This window comes from Streptomyces sp. NPDC111516 (genome assembly GCF_055635345.1).
The window spans coordinates 17,686-37,030 of record NZ_JBVKBV010000007.1 but is presented as its reverse complement, the minus strand read 5'-3'; the positions used below and the strand labels follow the sequence as shown (position 1 = coordinate 37,030).

The window sequence follows — 19,345 nt, the reverse complement described above, 5'->3', positions numbered from 1 at the left end:
GGGCGTTCCCGAAATGATCACGGAGTACCGCGATCGGTCACCGGGCCGTGTCGCTGCGCCGCTCGCCCGCCGGCGGATTGGCCGGCGCATACCTCAGGTACTCCTGAGCGGCCACGTCGACCGCCTGGGGAAGGAACTGGCCGAACTCCTCCATGCTGAGCACTGTCCATGCGTGCCGCATCTTGGCCGGCATCGTCTGTACAAGCGTCTCGGTCAGTTCGGCCTCGGCGGCTCTGCTCTGGCCATCGTCGCGGTTCCAGGGCACGATCACCGTCGCCCAGGGCTGGTACTCCGCGTCGAAGGCGGCGAGCCTGCGCCTGCGGTCCTCGTCCTGAAGGGCCCAGCGGTCGATGAGGAAAATCTCCGGGGTGTCGGGCAGCTGCCTTCCTCCCGAAAGTCCGTACTCCTCGTCGAACGAGGTGATGACGGCCTGGTAGCCGCGGGACCGCGCCACCTCTTCGGCAACCTGGGCCAGAGGGCGGGCAGAGTCCGGGTAGTAGGGGTTCCAGTCCCTTGCACTGTCGCCGTAGTACTCCGGCCTGCGCCCCTCGGGCAGGTCGTGGCGGGTGGGCGCGATCACGGTGATCCGCAACGGCCTGGGCCCACCACCCCCACCGGTCGGGTGTCCGAAGGCACTGGGAGCCATGCGGTAGTCAACGGGCCTGTCTTCGGCGATCCGCATGGTGTCGGCGACGCTGACAATGCGCTTCGCCAGTTCGTACACCGCTCGTTCGTATTCGTCGGCGAACATCCTGAGCTTGATCAGCCCGTAGAGCCCGTCACTGGCGTAACGCTCCCCGAAGTCACGGTGGTTGAACTGCAACCGCTCGGCTGGGACCGGAAGTTGGCTGGGGGGCACAGGTACCCAGAGCGCGGGGACGATTGCCTCCGCGGGCTGATTCGAACGCGCGCGGTGATGGACGGCCCGCTGTTCGAAGGCGTACCACTCCTTGCCGCACATCTCGCTGGCGAAGTAGCGCGGCGAGAACAGAGGCACGAAGACCCGGCAGCTGGCCAGTGCGCCAGCCAGCCGTTCCGACCATCCCTCGCCGGACTGTACCTCTCGGTCCATGAAGCCGGCCGGTACGTCTGCGGGCAGGTCGGTCATGGCTGTCACGTGACCGCACAGATCCTGGAAGAGCCGTTCGACCCACATGTCCGGCTCCGTTCCACCGGCGTACCCCGGGGTGTGCGCGTAGCTCAGGAAGAAGTACGGGGACGCTGTGTGGTCGGTCCTCCCTCCGCGCGGGAGCGGCGGGGAGGGGGTGAAGGCCCCCGCGCTTTCGGCCGCCGCAGCGCCGGGATCGGGTACCGGTTCCACCGGGGACTCGGCAGTGGCGGTTTCCGTGAGGCCGACCGGCGCGGGCGTCTCGACGGGGAGTCCCAACGCCAGCAGGACACCGGCCGACACCTCGCCGAAGGGTTCGGGGTCCACCGGAATCCCTGCGGCCGCCCTGGAACCGGACACGGCGGCCGGGAAACGGGTGAGCGAGGCGGAGTTGCTCTCGATGAACCGGTCAACGGCACTGTGCAGACGCCGGGCGTCCCGGGCTCCGAGTCTGGGCATGAGCTGCTCGCGCGTACCGTCCCGGAACCGCAGTACGGGATGGCCGCCCGCCCGGGCGGCCTCGGTGACGGTGACGAGGCCGCCGACGACGAATTCGGCCAGGTCGGGGGGCGTTGCCTCCGGGACCAGGCTCTGCTGAACGACCCTGAGCATGTCGATGCTCACCTGCGGGTACAGCGAGCACAGCACGGCCAGGCGGACCGCGGCCGGAGATGCGCGGTACAGATAGGCGTCCGTCAGGGACCGGCCGCTGCGCGGTTCCTCCTCGTCCGGTTCCACCATCTGGTCGACGAGACCTGGCGCGGGCAGGAGCAGGGCTTCGCAGCCGGCGGGATCCGAGAGCATGAGGGTGCGTGCCCAGCTGCCGATCGCGTGGGGTGACAGGGAGTTCACGGGGACCGGCAGCCAGTCGCGGTCGGTGGTACCGGGAAACGCCTGGTTCATCAGGAGTGTCGTGACGAACCGCAGCTGAGCGTTGTTCACGCCGGGTGTCCCGGGCGAGACCACGCGGACGGCCGGCAGGCTCATGCCCGCCTGGCGCCAGATCTTCGACGGTAACGGGTTGAGAAGGACGGTGGGCATGGCGGCAGCCCACGTACGGAGCTGGTTCCACTGCGAGCCGTCGCGCCACGCGGCCGACGCCCAGTCGGAGAGGACGAGCATGAGCCGTCGCGGCTGGACGGATCTCCCGCCGCCCTCCACGACGTGCTGTCCCAGGGGGCCGTGCAAGGTCGGTGTGTTCTCCAGGAGCCCGTCCGCGTAGAGCTCGCGGACCCGCATGGTGCGGAACACCCCGGTGCGGGCCAGGAGGCGCACCAGTTCGTCAGCTGTGCCGGCCCACACCGCCATGGTGGGTGACCGGTCGATGACCACGGTTGCGTCGAACCAACGCTCCGGTTCGTCGGAGAACACCGGGGTGAGTTCTCCGACGCGCACATAGTCGGCCACCGTCGCCGGGATGTCCAGTCGCTGCCTGCGGCCTCGCGGCCATGGTCGCTTCAGCGGCTTCAGTGCCCGCGCCAGCTCCCGGCCGCGCGGCAGTGTGCTGTTCCGGGGCAGCGACACCTCGACCGTTCCCGGGCCTGGCGTACCCTCCTCCCAGGGTGTGTGCAGCGGGCTCCGCCGTGCGGCCTCGTCCGTCTCCGCCGACTGCCCGGCGGCCGTCGCCCGGGCGTCCGGGGCCTTCCGGCTCCTGGCGTCGTAGGTCTCCGTACCGTCGCCCGGTGAAGGGCTGTCGTCCTGGGCCGCGAGCCAGAGGACCTCGGCGATCGACACCGCGTCGAGATCTCTGTCCAGACCGAGCAGTGAGTCGACGACGGCACCCAGCCCGTCGGCCCGGTCAGGCACCGGACAGGTTCTTCATCAGGAGTCCGATGATTCCGCTGCGCTCCGATGCCTCCATCTTCGCCGGTCCGTCCAGCAGATGGAGGGTGCTGAGCAGTTGATCGATCGCGACTCGTTCGCCGTCGCCCACCCGGCGTACGAAGTCGTGGACGAGATCGGCGAGCGGACCCGATTCAGGTACGTCGAGCTGCAGGTGCCTGCGCACGACTTCCCGGACGAGCTCCGGTGTGGGGCGGGGCATCGTGTAGCGCAGGCACCGCCGCAGGAACGGTGCGGGCAACTCCTGCTCCCCGTTGCTCGTCATCACGATGAAGGGGAATTCGGTGCACCGCACATGGCCGCTGTGTACGGGGTGCTTGGCATCCTCACCGGACATGCGCAGGTAGGCGAGCTCCTGCCCTTCACGGCGCAGTTCCTCGATGCGGAACTCGCCGCGTTCCAGCACGTCGAGCAGGTCCCCGGGAAGATCCAGATCGGCTTTGTCGATCTCGTCGATGAGGAGCGCACGCGGCCGGTCCGACGGCAGCAGCGCCGTTCCCAGTGGTCCCAGGGTCATGAATGCCGCGATGTCATCGGTGCCGACGTCCTGTTCACCGGCGCGCATCCTGTCCTGCTGCAGCCGGTGGGCGTGGATGCGCCCGAGAGCGTCGTAACGGTACAGAGCGTCCCCGAGCGTGCTGCGCGAGGTCACATGCCAGCGCAGTACGGGTCCCAGCGCGAGCTCCGCCGCGACCTGTTCGATCACGGTGGACTTGCCCGTGCCCGGACTACCCGTGATCAGCAGGGGCCGGCGCAGGGCGAGAGCGGCGTTGACCGCGGCGACGAGTCCTTCCGGCGGTTCGAACAGTCCGGGGGACGACACGCGGGGGAAGGTCCTCCACGGCGGCGGGTCGGGCAGACGAGTGTCCTGCCTCACCACGCCGTCGCCTCGGTAGTACGGATTCCACGTCATGAGGTTTCCTTGATCGTGTTCTGGACGGGGGGAACGGTGGTCCTCACGAGCCGACAGAACCTCAACCACTCGCGGTCGTCCCAGACCGCGCGGAGATCGGCGAAGTGACCGGCGTACTCGCCGCGCCATCGCCGCTGGTAGGCGTGGCCGAGTCCTTCCGGCATGGTCACCCACTGCGGCTCCAGACAACTGTGCCGGTCAATGGGGAATCCCTCCGCTCCCTGGGGCCACAACAGCACTGGGGTGTAGGAGAGGAGGATTTCCATCAGCTGGCCGTCGAGTCCGGTGTGGTGCGTCAGGCCGATGGCCCGTCGGTAGAGGCCGTCCCGCAACCTGCCCTGCAACGGCGGCCGGTCGGCCGTGTCGGAGGCGTCCAGCCAGTCGACAGGCACTCCGGTGCAGGCGGCGATCTCCTCCCACCGTTTGTTCACCGCGCCCTGGACGCGTCTCAGAAGGGGATCGGGGGCGAGCCGACGGCTCCAGTGCAACACGACGTCGTACTGCACCCCGAAGCGCAGGCCCTTGCCGGCCTCCTCCGGACGCCACTCCAGCAGTACACCGCTCGGCACTGCGACATCGAGCCATCTCAGACGCCGCCCGAGCGCCTCCGCATGGTCCTCCGCCCAGCTGGCCGCCTCCTCGACCGCGGCCTCCGCACCTGCTCGGTCCACCGTGGGGCAGCTGAAGTCCTGCCGTTCGAGCAGCTTCCCGTCCTGGAGCAGCCACGCGCTCACGGCTTCCGGCCAGCCACCTGTCAGCGAGGAGTCGAGGCTGACGGCAAGCCTCAGCTGCTGGTCCTCCCGGTCGTCGAGGACCTTCGCCACGGCGTCATTGAGTTCCTGCTGGGCATCCACCGACCGCGCCCATGCGTGCAGTTCCGGAGAGGCCAGATCCTTGCCCGAGGCGAGGGCGAGGCGCACCACGAACTCGGCGACCGACGGTTTGCCATTGCTCCGGGTCACCGGGTGGTCGAAAGCCAGCTGGTCCAGGATCGCAACGTCGGTGAACTCGGGTACCGGAGAGGCCAGGGCGCGGTGTTCCGACGCCAGCAGGGCGCGCAGGGCCTGGCGCAGGCGGGCCGTCGTCAGCTCGCTGCCGAGCCAGGCACGGAGGAACCCGACGGTTCGTAGCGCGGTGAGCATGAAGTGCACGACCTCCTCGGCCCGGTCACGGGCCGGGGACGGGAGGAGACCTTTGAGTGCCTCCAGGCTGTCGAGCGCGGACTTCACGTCGTGCGGCACGGGCAGGGAGGGTACGTCGGCAGGGAGTGCGCCGAATGCCTCGGTGAGGTCTTCGCGTGCCAGCCGTCCGAGAAGCCCGCCGGGGTCGGTACCGCGGCCCTGCATGTTGCGGGTGACCCAGACGGGCTCCGTCGCGAAGGGGTCGCCGTCGTGCTGGGAGACCGTCACGTCCTGACCGACGACGGAGCCGCGCAGCTCCCGCTGTACGTCGTCCACCCCCAGCAGGGGGCCCGCTCCGGGCACGCCCTCCCTGATCAGCTTGGCGAGCGCTCTGGAGAACGAGAGGTCGACCGCCTGCTGGGTGAGCGACGCGGACATGAGTACGGCGAGTCGACTGCGCCCGTTGCCGGCGCCGCCCGTGAGGTCCTGACCCGGGGGTACCGCACCGGCCGCGTGGCAGGTGTCGATGATGCCGAGCACGCTGGGGATGTCGGCCTTGTTCGCGGCGGCTGCGAGGAGTTCGCCCACGTTGACCGCCCGTTCGGTCGCGTCCTCGGCGGAGTCGGCGCCCATCAGGTACAGCGTGTGCGTGCTTCCGGGCACGAATCCGTGCCCCAGCAGGGCGAGGACGAGTGACGCCCGCCGATCCTCGGCATGGCGGATCGCCTCGCCGATCAGCGTCCGGATCCAGTTGCTCGTCAGCCGCTCGTCGTCGATCAGGGAGCGTCCGTCGGGGAGCCCCGGAGCACAGTCGCCCATGTCCGGGTCGGTCAGCGCGGTATGCAGCTCGGAGGCCGCCTCCCCGAGGCGGGTGAGGTGCTGCATCGATGCGCACTGAGGTGCCACGACGAGAAGGTGGCGCCGGGGCCTCTCACTCATGAGGCGGACCGGCCTCTGCGGACATGAGGGCTTCCGCGACGGGGCCTGCGACGGCGGCCTGGGCCAGGTACTTCCCGGCGGAGTGAACCCAGATTCCGTCCGAGTCGACCCGGCTGCTGCGGGGAAGCACCCCGGTCGCGTTGGCCAGCACATCGCGTTCGAGCAGGGGGCGGACGGCGATGATGTCGTCCTTGTCCCAGAAGTTCAGCCATCGTTCGACGCGCTCGGGTGTGCGCGGCGGCTGCGGCAGGAGCCTGGGCCGGACGACCGTACGCATCGAGAGCGGTGATCCGAGGGTGACGAGGAGGGGGGTGACCGCCCGATGCTCGTGCAGTGCCTCCAGTGCGACGACGGTCCCCAGGGAGTGCGCGACCACGACCACGGGGGCGTCCCCGAGCGCCTCGTGCAGACGGTTCCGTACGCGACTGTCGAGGGTCAGCCCGGACGCGTCCTTCTCCCCGCGCGCCAGGTAGCGCGACACCTGGGCGAGGTCCCGGACCATCAGCTTGGGAGTTGCCCAGCGTGCGACACCGCTCCACGGCTTGAGCGCCATCAGGGTGGTCGCCACATTCAGAGCCCTGCGCAGTGCCGACAGGCTTCCCTGGGCCTGGCCGGACGTGTCGGCTTCGGCGCGCGCGTGGGCCAGGATTCGTTCCCGGTCCTGCCAGGCGCTGTCGTGGGGCGCCTCGGTGGCGGAGTGCTCGGACGCGAGAGCGGCTACCAGCTCGACGAGGAGATCTTCGAGGATCTCGCCCGCCTCGCCCTCGGCCGTCGTCCCGCCGCCGCCCTGGGCCTCGGGGAGCGAGAAAAGGTCGGCGTAGGAGGCGAAGACGCAACGGCCCGCATCCGTAGTGGTCAGCCGCTCGACGAGTGCCGTGTGGCCGGCCGCCCGCATCCCGTCTGCCAAGGCACCCGTCCACGCGGCCAGTTCACGTTCGGTATCCCGAAGTCCGCCTATTCCGTGTACGAACACCAACCGCGGCACCAAGTGGACCTCCCCTGTGCGTCGTTCGCCCTGAGGCTACCAACCGGCAGGCCGACGGGTCATCAGAAGCGAAGGCCCGGGTGGTAGGGCAAGTTGCCGTCCGACGGGCCGGATGACCGGCCGCCAGCCAGGGAAGGCAACCGTGCGCTGGGCCGAGAAGTCTCCCCGCTTCCCGTCGGGGGCTTGGGCCGGATCTTGAGCGAGTAACGGCGAATTCACAGGCCCGAGCCCTTTCGGACACGTTCCAGGGGGTCCCCACCTTGAACTCAGTTTCATGACGGCCACCTGACCTGCGGAAACGCAAGGCTCCCGCTTTGGCGGGGCCTTCGTTACGAGAGCGGAAGAGCCATGAGCAACGGCAACCGCTGGTGCGGCAGTGAGTACCCTCGCCTGGCCCGTGATCAGCGGAAATGCGGGCGCATCCCGCCTGGCCTGGACCGCCGCCCGGATCTTCCGGGGCCGGCCACCCGGCCGCGCGCAGTTCTCCGAGCGCGGCATCCAGCGCATCGAGGTCGGCGCCCTGGGTCAATTGGTGTACCCGCGATGGTGACAACCCGGCAGCCTCGGCGACCTTCCGCACCGAGACCCTTTCAGCCTTACCCCCGCTCCGGGCAGCGGCCAGAGCCCAGTCCCGCTCCGCCTGCTCCGACCGCCACGCCGCCCGTCGCACCCGGGCGAGCTTCCGCTGCTCTCGACGGAACCTCTGCAACCACTCGCGCTTCATCTCCGACACCCTGCCACCAGGCCCGAACCGCCAACAGGCGTTCAGGAAACTGCACACCCTGGCGGTACTTCCCGGTCGAATGCTCCCCGAGGGCCTAGGGCCTAGTAGGCGCCTCGCCAGGTGGATGTTGTTTCATCCGCAATGCGCTTGGCGAGGAACCTACTAGGACAGAAAGGGCAATCCGCCTAGGTGAAATGCCCTCTGAGGTGTGTTCGTGGTGCGGATGCGGGCTCGGGCCTGCTGGGGAAGCTACTTCCATGCGACGGCCACGATGGCTGCGGCCGCTGTGAACGTCCCCACGGCATAGAAGGCCCACGGTTGCTTGTTGCGCATGCCCACCAGTGCTGTCACCGCCACCAGGACGTCCAAGGCCAGTTTTACCCCCATCTTCGCGTGAGGCACCGGAAGGTCCAGGGATATTCGGGTCCAGACGAGTCCCGCACCGGTGACCAGCTGAACGACCGTGCTGCTCACCATGTAACTGCCAGTCACCGGGTCCTTCCCTCGCAGCTGGAAGAAGATGCCACCCAGGAGCGCGGCGAACCCGAAGAGGTGGAAGACAAGGAATGTGTACCGAAGGATCTCCATGCCAGTGATCTTTCTATAGAGACAGAACGAATTGAAGATTCATTTACACGGGAACTCGACCACGCCCGCGTCACCCTGGCGACGGCCACCGCCGACGATCTCGGCGGCGACGACTCCCCGGACAGATCCGGTCGTCGCCCGTGGAGCAGGAGCGAATTTGACGGCAGACCCTGGCGCGTGGGCGCCGGCCCCGGCGCGGTGAGCGGCACTTCGGCACCGCACCGCGCCCCACGGCGGCAGTCGACCCCGTGGGTCAGCCGGTGAGGGCGCCGGGCCGAAGCGGCCCCAGGCGACAAAGGCGGCCAGGACGAGGTAGATCAGGTCGCCGGTGATGGTGGCATTCTCGCCGCGGCGCAGCCGCATGGTGACCGCGCAGGTGAACAGCAGGACAAGTCCGGTGGCGGCCAGCGGCACCTGCACCGGCGCGATACCGAGGACCGCGGGCAGGATCAGGCCGACGGCGGCCGGCAGTTCGACGGCGCCGATGGCTTGAGCGCGACGGGTCTGAACTCTAGGACCCACTGCGCGGAGGACCCCACCGCGGCCGGCTTCTCCTGCGGCACGAACATCTTGGAGCTGCCCACCAGGCAGACAGCGGCGAGCACTCCGGCGGTGATCCACAGCGCGACGTTCATCATCAACTCCCTGATCGAGGACTCCCGAACACGAGACGAGACAGCGTCTCGGCCTGTGACATCCCCGAGTCCAACGAGCGCAGAGATGTGGGTCACCGGCCGTGGGGACCAACGGAACAGCCAGCATCGGCGAGATTGATCACGGTCTTGCGCCGGCGTGATCCAGTAGCACAGGCGACCCCCTCCGTACGGTCTTTCGGTGACAGTCGGCGCCGACCCGTTGCACCTCGCCCACAACCTGTCCCACACCACCGCGAGCCGCTATGCGACCATCGCCCAGAACCTGCTCGACGCCGGCAGCGGGAGCAGAGGCAGGTCGACGGTGCCACTCACGGCTCTCGACAAGGCGGTGTCGGTTGTCACCGCGTCAGGGTACTGACTGCGGCCTCCTCTTGTGTCCGTCAGGGGATCCCTCACCGTGACGGCCGGGGCTGCCCTCCCCGAACCGGCCGACCTGCACGGACACCGTCTCATATAGGCGGTCCGCGAAATCGTCCGGTGAAGGGGGCCCAAACGGCACGCTCGCCGGGTGGGAGAACTCATCGGCTACGCCAGGTGCTCGACCGTCGACCAGGACCTCACCGCCCAGCGCGAGACCCTCACTGTTATCACGCCCAGCACGAGGTTGCGCACGTCGTCAGTCATGGGCGGGCATGTCAGCGGGCGATCGGCCCCGGGTTCACCGGTGGTCCTGACGGGGCGGGGGGTGCGGCGTTACCCTGCGGCGGACAATCCTTCACTGGAGGTGCGCATGCGACGTCCCGTCGCGCGGTATGTGTCGTTGCCGGTCGTTCTCGCCGCTGTCGTGACGATGGGGGTGGCGGCCCCGTCCTCGTCCGCACCACCGTCCCAGCCACCTCCCAAGTCGCCGGTGGCGGTGGGGTACGGAGGGGCGGTCGCCAGCGTCGACGCGGATGCGTCGGCCGCCGGGATCGAGGTGCTCCGCAAGGGCGGCAACGCGGTGGACGCGGCGGTGGCGACCGCGGCGGCGCTCGGTGTGACCGAGCCCTACTCGTCAGGTCTCGGGGGTGGCGGCTATTTCGTCCACTACGACGCCAGGACGCACACCGTGGAAACGATCGACGGCCGCGAGACCGCACCGCGCAGTGCGGACTCCTCGCTGTTCCTGGAGAACGGCAAGCCGCTCGCCTTCGAGGACGCCGTCACCAGCGGACTGAGCGTGGGCACTCCCGGAACCCCGGCCACCTGGGCCGCCGCGCTCGACACCTGGGGCAGCAAATCGCTGCGGCAGGTGTTGAAACCGGCCGAGCGGCTCGCCAGGGACGGCTTCGTCGTCGACAGCACGTTCCGTTCGCAGACCGAGGGCAACCAGGCCAGGTTCGCCGACTTCCCGGCGAGCCGGAAACTCTTCCTGCCGGGCGGCCAACTGCCGGTCGTCGGCTCGGTGTTCAAGAACCCCGATCTGGCGCGTACGTACGAACAGGTCGGCCGCGAGGGCATCGACGGGCTGTACAAGGGCGAGCTGGCCGACGATGTCGTGCGGACCGTACGCAACCCGCCCGTGGACCCGAAGGCCGGCCGGGTCGTACGTCCCGGCGACCTCACGGCCAAGGACCTGCGGTCCTACCGGGTGCTGCGGCAGGCACCGACGAAGGTCGACTACCGCGGCCTCGACGTGTACGGCATGGCACCCTCCTCGTCCGGCGGCACGAGCGTCGGTGAGGCGCTCAACATCCTTGAATCCACGGACCTTTCGAAGCTGAGCGAGGCGCAGTACCTGCACCGTTACATCGAGGCGAGCCGGATCGCGTTCGCGGACCGCGGGCGGTGGGTCGGCGACCCGGCGTTCGAGGACGTACCGACGCGGGAGCTGCTCAGCCAGCGGTTCGCCGACTCGCGGGAGTGCCTGATCAAGGACGACGCGGTGCTGACGAGCCCGCTGGCGCCGGGGGACCCCAGCCACCCGGCCGACTGCGCGGCCGGTGGCACGGCTGCCCCGACGACGTACGAGGGGGAGAACACCACCCATCTGACGACCGCCGACAAGTGGGGCAACGTCGTCGCGTACACCCTCACGATCGAGCAGACGGGCGGCAGCGGCATCACCGTGCCGGGGCGCGGCTATCTGCTCAACAACGAGCTGACGGACTTCTCGTTCGCGCCTGCCAACCCGGCGGTCCACGACCCGAACCTGCCCGGTCCGGGCAAGCGCCCGCGCTCGTCCATCTCGCCGACGATCGTGCTGAAGCACGGTGAGCCGGTGCTGGCCCTCGGGTCGCCGGGTGGTGCCACGATCATCACGACCGTGCTGCAGTCGCTCATCGGCACGGTCGACCGTGGGCTGCCCCTGGTCGACGCCATCGCGGCGCCGCGCGCCAGTCAGCGCAACTCGGCGACCACGGAACTCGAACCAGGGCTGTGGAACAGCCCGGTGCGGGCGCAACTGGAGTCGCTGGGGCATGCCTTCAAGGTGAACCCGGAGATCGGCGCGGCGACAGGTGTGCAGCGGCTGCCGGACGGACGGTGGCTGGCGGCCGCCGAGAAGGTGCGTCGGGGCGGGGGCTCCGCGATGGTCGTGAAGCCGAGCGGGCGCCCCTGATGCTCCGTCAATAGCTGTCTTGACGGGCAGTGCCGGGACGGGCGCTGGGCATGGGTGAACGGGTTGATCACAACGCGGTCAGGATCCGTGGACCGTCGTCGTTGATCGCCACCGTGTACTCGGCGTGAGCGGCCCGGCTGCCGTCGGACGTACGCAGCGTCCAGCCGTCCCGGTCAGGATGGAACGCGTCCTTGCCGCCGCCGATCAGCATCGGCTCGATCGCCGGCACCATTCCGTGCCGCAACGGCATGCCACGACCCGGCCGTCCCTCATTGGGGATGGCCGGGTCCTCGTGCATCGACCGGCCCACGCCGTGGCCGCCGAACCCCTCCGGAATGCCGTAACCGGCCCTGCGGCACACCGTGCCGATCGCATGCGCGATGTCGCCGATCCGATTCCCGACGACCGCCGCCGCGATTCCCGACGACCGCCGCCGCGATTCCCGCCTCCGCTTCGATGGATGTGTCTGTGTTGAGTTGCACCATGCCAATTACTATACCGGTCGAGTCGGTATTAGAATGACGGCATGGTACGAACGCCCCTGACCCCGGAAGAGCACCGCCGCGGCGAACGCCTCGGAGCGCTGCTCCGCGAGGCGCGCGGCGGGCGCAGCATGGTCGAGATCGCGGCGAGCGCCGGAATCTCCGCCGAGACGCTCCGCAAGATCGAGACGGGCCGCGCCCCGACGCCCGCGTTCTTCACCGTCGCGGCGCTGGCCGGGGCGCTCGGACTCTCGATGGATGCACTGCTCATGCGCTGCGCCCCGGAGTCGGATGCGGTGCCGCTGGCCGGGTAGGGGCGCGGTTGCGTACGTCCGTACCGTCGGCGGCGGCGTGCCGCCGACGGGCAGGCTCGGCAGCTCCTCGGAGAGGTCGGGCTGCTTCGGCGAACCGGCGCGCGGGACCGGTTCGGGGGGCAGAGCGCCGTACGGGCCTCGGGCGGCGCGCATGTGGACCGCACGGGTGTGAAACATGATCGACTCCGTCGGTTCACGGCGATGCTCTTGCCCCGCTGTATGACGGGGCTTACGTTCTCCTCTACGCACGTGTCTACGGGCGTAGAAACGCGTAGAGGCTCTCTGACGCCGCGTCGAAGGAGCAGCTCATGTCCCAAGTCGTACGCGCCGCACTCGTCCAGGCGACCTGGACCGGCGACACCGAATCCATGATCGCCAAGCATGAGGAGCATGCCCGCGAGGCCGCCCGCCGGGGCGCGAAGATCATCGGCTTCCAGGAGGTGTTCAACGCCCCCTACTTCTGTCAGGTGCAGGAACCCGAGCACTACCGCTGGGCCGAGACCGTCCCGGACGGGCCCACCGTCCGGCGGATGCAGGAACTCGCCCGCGAGACCGGCATGGTGATCGTCGTGCCGGTCTTCGAGATCGAGCAGTCCGGCTTCTACTACAACACCGCCGCCGTCATCGATGCCGACGGCTCCTATCTCGGCAAGTACCGCAAGCACCACATTCCCCAGGTCAAGGGATTCTGGGAGAAGTACTACTTCAAGCCCGGAAACGTCGGTTGGCCGGTCTTCGACACCGCCGTCGGCAAGGTCGGCGTCTACATCTGCTATGACCGGCACTTCCCGGAGGGCTGGCGCCAACTCGGGCTCAACGGAGCCCAGTTGGTGTACAACCCGTCCGCCACCTCGCGCGGCCTCTCCAGCTATCTCTGGCAGCTGGAACAGCCCGCGTCCGCCGTCGCCAACGAGTACTTCGTCGCCGCGATCAACCGCGTGGGCCAGGAGGAGTACGGCGACAACGACTTCTACGGAACCAGCTACTTCGTCGACCCGCGCGGCCAGTTCGTCGGCGAGGTCGCCAGTGACAAGGAAGAGGAACTCGTCGTCCGCGACCTCGACTTCGGCCTCATCGACGAGGTCCGTCAGCAGTGGGCGTTCTACCGGGACCGCCGGCCCGACGCATACGAAGGACTGGTGGAGCCGTGAGCAGCCTGCACGAACGCCATCTGGCCGTCAGCCCCGACTGGCTGGCGCTCTACTACAAACACCCGCTGGAGATCACCCACGGCGAGGGCCGTCACGTCTGGGACGCCGACGGCAGGCGCTACCTCGACTTCTTCGGCGGCATCCTCACCACCATGACCGCGCACGCACTGCCCGAGGTGACCAAGGCGGTCAGTGAGCAGGCCGGGCGGATCATCCACACCTCCACGCTCTACCTCAACCGGCCGATGGTCGAGCTGGCCGAACGCATCGCCACGCTCTCCGGCATCCCGGACGCCCGGGTCTTCTTCACCACCTCCGGCACCGAGGCCAACGACACGGCCCTCCTCCTCGCCACCGCGTACCGCAGGTCCAACCAGATCCTCGCGATGCGCAACAGCTACCACGGCAGGTCCTTCTCCGCGGTCTCCATCACCGGCAACAACGCGTGGTCGCCCACGAGTCTGTCGCCGCTGCAGACGCTGTACGTGCACGGCGGCGTCCGCACCCGGGGGCCGTACGCGCACCTCGGCGACGCCGACTTCATCGCGGCCTGCGTCGCCGACCTGGAGGATCTGCTCGGCCACATCCGCGAGCCCGCCGCCCTGATCGCCGAACCCATCCAGGGCGTCGGCGGGTTCACCTCACCGCCCGACGGTCTGTACGCGGCCTTCCGTCGAGTCCTCGACCGCCACGGCGTCCTGTGGATCTCCGACGAGGTGCAGACCGGCTGGGGCCGCTCCGGGGAACACTTCTGGGGCTGGCAGGCACACGGCGAGAACGGGCCGCCGGACATCCTCACCTTCGCCAAGGGCATCGGCAACGGCATGTCGATCGGCGGTGTCGTGGCCCGCGCCGACGTCATGAACTGCCTCGACGCCAACTCCATCTCGACCTTCGGCGGCTCCCCGGTCACCATGGCAGCCGGCCTCGCCAACCTCTCGTACCTCCTCGATCACGATCTGCAGGGCAACGCCCGGCGCGTCGGCGGGCTGCTGATCGAGCGGCTGCGTGCGGTCGGCGCGGTTTCCCCGTGTGTGCGGGAGGTGCGCGGCCGGGGCCTGATGATCGGCATCGAGCTGGTGAAGCCCGGCACCGACGAGGCGGACCCGCAGGCGGCTGCCACCGTGCTCGAAGCGGCCCGGGAGGGCGGCCTGCTCATCGGCAAGGGCGGCGGTCACAACACCAGCGTGCTGAGGATCGCACCGCCGCTCACACTGACCATCCCGGAGGCGGAGGAGGGCGCGAAGATCCTGGCCGAGGCCCTGCGGTCGGTGGGATGACAAGCGGCGGCTGAGCGACGGGGGTGTGGGCGGCGGCCGGCGCACGTGACTGTGCTGACCGGCCGCCGTCACGTCCCCGGTGCGGCTGTCACCCGATGCGGCGGCCGGCTCCGGTGGCCTGCTCGGCCTCGGCGACGCCCTGGCGCACGGTGGCCTCGAAGCTTTTGGTCGTAGCTATCATCGGCCGATGAACTACCGGCGCCTCCTGTACTTCCTCGCCGTCGTGGAGGCCGGGACCATCACCTCCGCCGCCGCCACTCTCCATGTCGCCCAGCCGGGACTGAGTCGTCAGCTCAAGACGCTGGAGCGCGAGGTGCGGATGACGCTCTTCGAGCCGCGTGGCAACCGGCTGGTACTGACCGCCTCCGGACGCGCCTTCGTCCCCCTTGCCCGCCGTGTCATCGCGGAGACCCGCCAGATGGAGGCCGCGGTCGAGGGGCTCCGCTCCGGACGGGTCGCGCAGTTGACGGTCGCCGCGACGGCAGCCACCATCCGGGGCTTCCTCGCACCGTTCATCGCCACGACGGGTCCGGACGATCCGCTGCTGATCACCCGTCAGGCGGGTCACTTCGCGCTCAATGACGAGCTCCTCGACGAGGCGGACTTCATCGTGTCCCCGACGCCGATGGTCGTGGACTTCGAGACCGTCGATCTCGGTGGCACCGCGCTGAAGGCGCATGTCGCACCGGGCCACCCCTGGGCCGAGGAAGGCCGCACCGAGGTGGACCTAGCCGAGATCTGCGGCGACCGGCTGTTCGCCCACTCGCGCTCCAGCGTCAGCCGCGCCGTACTCGACAACGCGCTCGGCGCGGCACATCTCGTACCCGAGCGGCTCATCGAATGCGAGGACGGCCCGACCGTGGAGGCGCTCGCGGTGGCGGGGCACGGGATCGGGGTCAGCACCGATCTGCCGCGGTACGGGGCGCACGCGCTGTGGATCACGACGGAGGGGGCCGGGTGCAGGGAGGTGCTGCAGGTGCCGCTCCATGTGGCCTGGCTGCCGGGGCACTTCGCGGCCGACACCATTCGCGCGACGGCGGTGCGGCTGCGGGACTTTCTGGTGGGGCAGGGGGACGCCGTGATCCCGGCGCCCCCACGTCCCTGAGGGCTCCGCGTACGCGTGCGGCTCCACGTATGCGTACGGCGCCGAGAACGACTACGGCTCGGCGTACGCGTACGGATGCTTGCGAGCCACGGCGTGACGTGCACGGGCCGGAGCCGGGCGCCGCAGGGTCTGCTTGCGGCCCCGGGCCGGTTCTGGGGGGCCGGGCGGTCGCGTCGCTCGGTGGCACGCGCGGTGGATGCCACCTGCTCTTCATGCCTGATGGTTATGGTTGAACTGCCATTTCTGTATTGGACGGCATGGTGATCGCCTTCCGATACTGACGGGACCGTCGAGCGCATCCGTACCCGCCGCTGCGCCGCACCTCCCCGAAGGACCCGTCCGTGACCGAAACGTCAGTCGCTTCCGCACACCCCGGCACCGCCCCCGCCCGAACCCGCTCAGCCGGTCACGCCATCGTCGAATCCCTCGCCCTGCACGGTGTGGAGCGGGTGTTCGCCGTCCCCGGCGAGAGCTACCTCGACCTCCTTGACGGGCTGCACGACTCCGACATCACCACCGTCGTCTGCCGCCACGAAGGCGGCGCCGCCTATATGGCGGAGGCGCACGGAAAGCTCACCGGTGAACCCGGCGTCGCCATGGTCACCCGCGGCCCCGGTGCCGCCAACGCCTATGTGGCCATCCACGCCGCCTGGCAGGACGCCACACCGCTCGTGCTGTTCGTCGGCCTCATCCCCAGCGACCACCGCGACCGCGAGGCGTTCCAGGACTTCGACCCGCGAGCCTGGTTCGGCACGCAGGCCAAGCGCGTCCTACTGCTCGACCGGCCCGAGCGCGCCTCCGAAATGGTCGCCGAGGCGTTCTTCGCTGCCCGTTCCGGCCGTCCCGGACCCGTCGTCGTCGGTCTGCCCGAGGACATCATCACCCGCCCCGCGCCCCCGGAGGTCCACCCCGTCATCCCCGTGACGGACGGCGGCGTCGCCCCCGCCGAACTCGACGCGCTGCGCGAACTGCTGCTCCACGCCGAACGCCCGCTCATCCTCACCGGCGGCCCCCGCTGGACCCCCCGTGCCGCCGCCCGGCTCACCGCATTCGCCGAGCGCCACCACATCCCGGTGGCCCAGGACTGGCGAGCCTCGGACCGGGTCCCCTTCGACTCGCCGGTCAACATAGGCCAGTTGGGATACGGGCGACCCGACTCGCTGGCCCGCCGCGTCGAAGAGGCCGACCTGCTGCTCTGCGTCGGCGGCGTGCTGACCGATGTACCCAGCGACGGCTACACGCTGCGCCAGTCCCCGACGTCCACCACCGTGGTCGCCAACATCGACGCGACGCTGCGCGGTCGCAGCGGCGGCCTCACCCGGCAGATACTCGCAGCCCCCGACACCTTCACCGAGGCCCTGACCGGCCTCGACCTGACGGGACACCCAGACTGGACGCGGTGGACCGCCGAGGCCCGCGACGAGCAGGCCCGGCACGCCGCACTGCCCGCCGAGGTCCGCACCGGCGCCGGCCTTCCCGCGACCGCACCAGGCACCGCCCACATGACGACCGTCGTCGCCGAACTCGTCGCACGGCTCCCCGACGACGCCGTGTACACCTTCGGCGCCGGAAACCACTGCGTCTGGGCCCAGCGCTATCTGCCGACCCGGGTCTTCCCCAGCCAGCTCAGCATGCGCAACGGTTCCATGGGCTACAGCGTCCCGGCCGCCCTCGCCACCTCACTGGAGAGCCCGGACCGCCTGACCGTCGCCGTCGCGGGCGACGGCGAGTTCCTGATGAACGGTCAGGAGATCGCCACGGCGGTGCAGCACGGCGCGGCCTTCCTGGTGATCCTGATGGACAACCAGCAGTACGGCACGATCCGCGAGCACCAGGAGCACCACTACCCCGGCCGGATCAGCGGTACCCAGCTCGCCAACCCCGACTTTGCCGCCTACGCGCGAGCCTTCGGTGCCCACGGCGAGACCGTCACCGCCGACGACCAGGCGGCCGGAGCCGTCGAGCGCGCCCTCAAGGCAGTCACCGACGAACGCCGGCCCGCCGTCATCCATGTCGTCGTCGACCAGAACATCCCCCTGCCGTAAGGGAGCACGCACCATGACCACCACTCAGTACGCCATCGTCGACCCGGCCACCGGCACGACGATCCGCGAATACCCGCAGGCCACCGACGCGCAGATCGCCGATGCCGTGGCCGCGTCCGCCGCCGCGCAGGCCGGCTGGCGCGGCAGCGCCGTCGATGACCGGGCCGCGCTGCTGCAACGGGTCGCCGATCTGCACGCCGCACGCAAGGACGAGTTGGCCGACCTGATCACTCAGGAGATGGGCAAGCCGGTCGCACAGGCCCGGATGGAGATCGACATCGTCGTGTCGATCTATCGCTACTACGCCGACAACGGCGCCGCGTTCCTCGCCGACGAGGAACTGGCCGTCGTGTCGGGCGGCACCGCCGTCGTCCGCAAGGAAGCGGTCGGGCCGCTCCTGGGGATCATGCCGTGGAACTTCCCCTACTACCAGGTCGCCCGGTTCGCGGCGCCCAATCTGATGCTGGGCAACACGATCCTGCTCAAGCACGCCCCGCAGTGCCCCGCGTCCGCGCTCGCCATGGAGGAGATCTTCCGTGACGCGGGTCTTCCCGAGGGCGGCTACATCAACCTCTTCGCCACCAACGAGCAGGTGGCCGATGTCATCGCGGACCCGCGGCTACAGGGCGTCTCGCTCACCGGTTCCGAGCGGGCGGGGGCGGCGGTCGCCGAGATCGCCGGCCGGCACCTGAAGAAGGTCGTCCTGGAGCTCGGCGGCTCCGACCCCTTCCTCGTGCTCGGTGGCGCCGACCTCACGCGCGCCGTCCAGCAGGCGTTCATCGGCCGGTTCGGCAACGCGGGCCAGGCCTGCAACGCCGCCAAGCGGATCATCGTCCTCGACGAGAACCACGACGCGTTCGTCGAGCAGTTCACCGCTGCGGTAAGGGCGGTGGAGCCCGGTGATCCCACCGACCCGGCCACCTTCCTCGGCCCGCTCTCCTCCGTCGCGGCCGCCGACGGGCTCGCCGCCCAGGTCGACGACGCGGTGGCACACGGCGCCACGGTCCTCACCGGAGGCCACCGCATCGACCGGCCCGGCGCCTGGTTCGAGCCGACGGTCCTCACCGGGGTCACCGAAGGGATGCGTGCCTTCCACGAGGAGCTCTTCGGCCCGGTCGCCCTCATCCACCGGGTGGCCGACGAGGAAGCGGCCATCGCACTCGCCAACAACAGCCCCTACGGCCTCGGCGCGGTCGTCCAGTGCGACGACGAGGAACACGCACTGCGCGTGGCCGACCGCCTCGAAGCCGGAATGGTGTACATCAACGACGCCCCCGGCACCTCCGCCGAGCTCCCCTTCGGCGGGATCAAGAAGTCCGGTATCGGCCGTGAGCTCGGCAGGTACGGCATGGACGAATTCGCCAACAAGAAGCTGATCCGAGTCAAGCGCTGACGGGCACCACCCGAGTGACCCGTCCGCGGTCCGGTACTCGCGGGCGGTACGTATACGACACGGCGCGGTGGTTTTTTGGGGTAGGGGAAGGGGGGGTGGGGCTGAGCGGGGTGGGGGAAGTGATTGGCGAGGCGGCGGACAAGAAACCAGCCCCTACGCT

General features: G+C 69.6%; 15 protein-coding genes and 1 pseudogene. 9 read left to right on the top strand and 7 right to left on the bottom strand.

What is annotated here, in order from left to right; all coding sequences use genetic code 11:
• Positions 1–37 precede the first annotated feature (37 nt).
• The 4 genes from ACZ7L9_RS15770 to ACZ7L9_RS15755 are packed head-to-tail and all read right to left on the bottom strand — an operon-like array spanning position 38 to position 6,830.
• Positions 38–2,914, bottom strand: a complete 2,877-nt coding sequence (locus ACZ7L9_RS15770) for a TIR-like protein FxsC (RefSeq protein WP_471415729.1) — start codon at positions 2,912–2,914, stop codon at positions 38–40.
• Entirely contained in the window at positions 2,907–3,863 is a 957-nt protein-coding gene (locus tag ACZ7L9_RS15765) for an AAA family ATPase (protein WP_471415728.1), read from the bottom strand. Before ACZ7L9_RS15765 ends, ACZ7L9_RS15770 begins: the two co-directional genes overlap by 8 nt.
• Complete coding sequence (locus tag ACZ7L9_RS15760; RefSeq protein WP_471415727.1) at positions 3,860–5,923, bottom strand: vWA-MoxR associated conflict system protein; 2,064 nt, start codon at positions 5,921–5,923, stop codon at positions 3,860–3,862. Before ACZ7L9_RS15760 ends, ACZ7L9_RS15765 begins: the two co-directional genes overlap by 4 nt.
• Complete coding sequence (locus tag ACZ7L9_RS15755; RefSeq protein WP_471415726.1) at positions 5,916–6,830, bottom strand: alpha/beta fold hydrolase; 915 nt, start codon at positions 6,828–6,830, stop codon at positions 5,916–5,918. Before ACZ7L9_RS15755 ends, ACZ7L9_RS15760 begins: the two co-directional genes overlap by 8 nt.
• 475 nt (positions 6,831–7,305) lie before the next feature.
• On the opposite strand from ACZ7L9_RS15755, the gene ACZ7L9_RS15750 reads away from it, so the two are divergent.
• On the top strand, positions 7,306–7,458 hold the full coding sequence (locus ACZ7L9_RS15750) for a hypothetical protein (RefSeq protein ID WP_471415725.1): 153 nt from the start codon (positions 7,306–7,308) through the stop codon (positions 7,456–7,458).
• Positions 7,459–7,881: 423 nt separating this feature from the next.
• On the opposite strand, the gene ACZ7L9_RS15745 is transcribed toward ACZ7L9_RS15750, so the two are convergent.
• Both ACZ7L9_RS15745 and ACZ7L9_RS15740 read right to left on the bottom strand, forming a co-directional pair.
• Positions 7,882–8,220 (bottom strand): hypothetical protein, encoded by a 339-nt coding sequence (locus ACZ7L9_RS15745; protein WP_471415724.1) that lies wholly within the window; start codon positions 8,218–8,220, stop codon positions 7,882–7,884.
• Positions 8,221–8,259: 39 nt separating this feature from the next.
• Positions 8,260–8,742 carry a DoxX family protein gene (locus tag ACZ7L9_RS15740; protein WP_471415723.1) on the bottom strand — a complete coding sequence of 161 codons (483 nt, stop codon included), beginning with the start codon at positions 8,740–8,742 and terminating at the stop codon, positions 8,260–8,262.
• 312 nt (positions 8,743–9,054) lie between these two features.
• On the opposite strand from ACZ7L9_RS15740, the gene ACZ7L9_RS15735 reads away from it, so the two are divergent.
• Positions 9,055–9,234 (top strand): hypothetical protein, encoded by a 180-nt coding sequence (locus tag ACZ7L9_RS15735; RefSeq protein ID WP_471415722.1) that lies wholly within the window; start codon positions 9,055–9,057, stop codon positions 9,232–9,234.
• 372 nt (positions 9,235–9,606) lie between these two features.
• Positions 9,607–11,415 (top strand): gamma-glutamyltransferase, encoded by a 1,809-nt coding sequence (gene ggt, locus ACZ7L9_RS15730; protein ID WP_471415721.1) that lies wholly within the window; start codon positions 9,607–9,609, stop codon positions 11,413–11,415.
• Positions 11,416–11,482: 67 nt separating this feature from the next.
• Here the strand turns inward: ggt and ACZ7L9_RS15725 are convergent.
• Positions 11,483–11,839: pseudogene (locus tag ACZ7L9_RS15725) on the bottom strand (M24 family metallopeptidase); the annotation flags it as partial.
• Positions 11,840–11,941: 102 nt separating this feature from the next.
• Between ACZ7L9_RS15725 and ACZ7L9_RS15720 the strand changes: the two are divergent.
• From ACZ7L9_RS15720 to ACZ7L9_RS15695, 6 genes are all read left to right on the top strand, one after another.
• The gene (locus tag ACZ7L9_RS15720) at positions 11,942–12,211 is read left to right on the top strand and encodes a helix-turn-helix domain-containing protein (RefSeq protein WP_471415720.1); all 270 of its coding nucleotides are present in this window, start codon (positions 11,942–11,944) and stop codon (positions 12,209–12,211) included.
• A 308-nt stretch (positions 12,212–12,519) separates the two neighbouring features.
• Positions 12,520–13,362: a nitrilase-related carbon-nitrogen hydrolase gene (locus tag ACZ7L9_RS15715; protein ID WP_471415719.1), complete on the top strand. Its 843-nt coding sequence runs from the start codon at positions 12,520–12,522 to the stop codon at positions 13,360–13,362.
• Positions 13,359–14,642, top strand: a complete 1,284-nt coding sequence (locus tag ACZ7L9_RS15710; protein WP_471415718.1) for an aspartate aminotransferase family protein — start codon at positions 13,359–13,361, stop codon at positions 14,640–14,642. The genes ACZ7L9_RS15715 and ACZ7L9_RS15710 overlap by 4 nt, the downstream gene beginning before the upstream one ends.
• A gap of 187 nt (positions 14,643–14,829) precedes the next feature.
• Positions 14,830–15,747: a LysR family transcriptional regulator gene (locus ACZ7L9_RS15705; RefSeq protein WP_471415717.1), complete on the top strand. Its 918-nt coding sequence runs from the start codon at positions 14,830–14,832 to the stop codon at positions 15,745–15,747.
• Positions 15,748–16,088: 341 nt separating this feature from the next.
• Positions 16,089–17,792 (top strand): thiamine pyrophosphate-dependent enzyme, encoded by a 1,704-nt coding sequence (locus ACZ7L9_RS15700; RefSeq protein WP_471415716.1) that lies wholly within the window; start codon positions 16,089–16,091, stop codon positions 17,790–17,792.
• 13 nt (positions 17,793–17,805) lie between these two features.
• On the top strand, positions 17,806–19,185 hold the full coding sequence (locus tag ACZ7L9_RS15695) for an NAD-dependent succinate-semialdehyde dehydrogenase (protein WP_471415715.1): 1,380 nt from the start codon (positions 17,806–17,808) through the stop codon (positions 19,183–19,185).
• Positions 19,186–19,345: the final 160 nt, after the last annotated feature.